This is a genomic window from Sporosarcina sp. P17b (assembly GCF_002743115.1).
Lineage (GTDB): Bacteria > Bacillota > Bacilli > Bacillales_A > Planococcaceae > Sporosarcina > Sporosarcina ureae_C.
The window spans coordinates 1-1,386 of record NZ_PDYP01000038.1; the positions used below are offsets into that span (position 1 = coordinate 1).

The window sequence follows — 1,386 nt, forward strand, 5'->3', positions numbered from 1 at the left end:
TTAGCTAGGTTAGCTTAGTATTTTCAAAAAGAGATTATCGATAGAGGGATAACAGCCCCCTTCATACATACACTGGATTTTATCTAAGTGGCTAACTTAATATTGCAATTTAGGAAGAAGAAACAATTTCAATCTTTGAGAACATGATTTTGTAATTCTTGTGTAAAATTTGTGTAAAAAGTTTTCAAAACCTAACGTTTTCTATCGTATTCGCCAAAAAGAAAAAGCATCTACAAACGCTGTGTTATCAACGTTTGTAGATGCTTTAGGCCTTCTCAACTTAACTGGAAAAGACCAGGATATACCCGAGGCCGGACTTGAACCGGCACGCCTCGCGGCATCGCATTTTGAGTGCGACGTGTCTGCCATTCCACCACTCGGGCACGTGTAAAGTAATTAATTATATGAAATTAAAAGGCGGCAACCGGAATCGAACCGGTGGTAAGGGTGTTGCAGACCCGTGCCTTACCGCTTGGCTATGCCGCCAACATAGTGGAGCGGAAGACGGGATTCGAACCCGCGACCCCGACCTTGGCAAGGTCGTATTCTACCACTGAACTACTTCCGCAAAACTGACTGGGGTAGCTGGATTCGAACCAACGAGTGACGGAGTCAAAGTCCGTTGCCTTACCGCTTGGCTATACCCCACTAATGGGGCGGACGAGGGGAATTGAACCCCCGAATGTCGGAATCACAATCCGATGCGTTAACCACTTCGCCACGACCGCCATGTTATGATCACTTACAGTATAGTAATAGGTGTTAATTATTTTAAAAGTAATGGGGCGGACGAGGGGTATCGAACCCCCGAATGTCGGAATCACAATCCGATGCGTTAACCACTTCGCCACGACCGCCAGAATAATTATTATTTTAAAAAATACAGGGGCAGTAGGAATCGAACCCACATCAAAGGTTTTGGAGACCTCTATTCTACCGTTGAACTATGCCCCTAAATGGTGGTGGGGGACGGATTCGAACCGCCGAACCCGGAGGGAGCGGATTTACAGTCCGCCGCGTTTAGCCACTTCGCTACCCCACCAGTAAGGATGCCGGCGAAAGGACTTGAACCCTCAACCTACTGATTACAAGTCAGTTGCTCTACCAATTGAGCTACACCGGCATATAAATGGTGGCTCAGGACGGAATCGAACCGCCGACACAAGGATTTTCAGTCCTTTGCTCTACCGACTGAGCTACTGAGCCACTATTGTTAGTTTTTTTAGAAAGACGCTAATTAGAAGCGTATGTAAAAAATGGCGGTCCCGACCGGGATCGAACCGGCGATCTCCTGCGTGACAGGCAGGCATGTTAACCGCTACACCACGGGACCATTGGTTGCGGGGACAGGATTTGAACCTGTGACCTTTGGGTTATGAGCCCAAC

11 tRNA genes are annotated in these 1,386 nt (G+C 47.4%); all 11 read right to left on the minus strand.

The window, feature by feature from the left end:
• Positions 1 to 302 precede the first annotated feature (302 nt).
• Positions 303 to 383: transfer RNA gene (locus CSV76_RS16855), tRNA-Leu, on the minus strand.
• 32 nt (positions 384 to 415) lie between these two features.
• A tRNA-Cys gene (locus tag CSV76_RS16860) sits at positions 416 to 486 on the minus strand.
• Between the two features lie 7 nt (positions 487 to 493).
• Positions 494 to 568: transfer RNA gene (locus tag CSV76_RS16865), tRNA-Gly, on the minus strand.
• 8 nt (positions 569 to 576) lie between these two features.
• Positions 577 to 648: transfer RNA gene (locus CSV76_RS16870), tRNA-Gln, on the minus strand.
• 4 nt (positions 649 to 652) lie between these two features.
• Positions 653 to 728: transfer RNA gene (locus CSV76_RS16875), tRNA-His, on the minus strand.
• 53 nt (positions 729 to 781) lie between these two features.
• Positions 782 to 857, minus strand: a tRNA-His gene (locus CSV76_RS16880).
• 26 nt (positions 858 to 883) lie between these two features.
• Positions 884 to 954: transfer RNA gene (locus CSV76_RS16885), tRNA-Trp, on the minus strand.
• 3 nt (positions 955 to 957) lie between these two features.
• Positions 958 to 1,042: transfer RNA gene (locus tag CSV76_RS16890), tRNA-Tyr, on the minus strand.
• A gap of 8 nt (positions 1,043 to 1,050) precedes the next feature.
• Positions 1,051 to 1,123: transfer RNA gene (locus tag CSV76_RS16895), tRNA-Thr, on the minus strand.
• A gap of 7 nt (positions 1,124 to 1,130) precedes the next feature.
• Positions 1,131 to 1,206, minus strand: a tRNA-Phe gene (locus CSV76_RS16900).
• Positions 1,207 to 1,257: 51 nt separating this feature from the next.
• A tRNA-Asp gene (locus tag CSV76_RS16905) sits at positions 1,258 to 1,333 on the minus strand.
• Positions 1,334 to 1,386 lie beyond the last annotated feature (53 nt).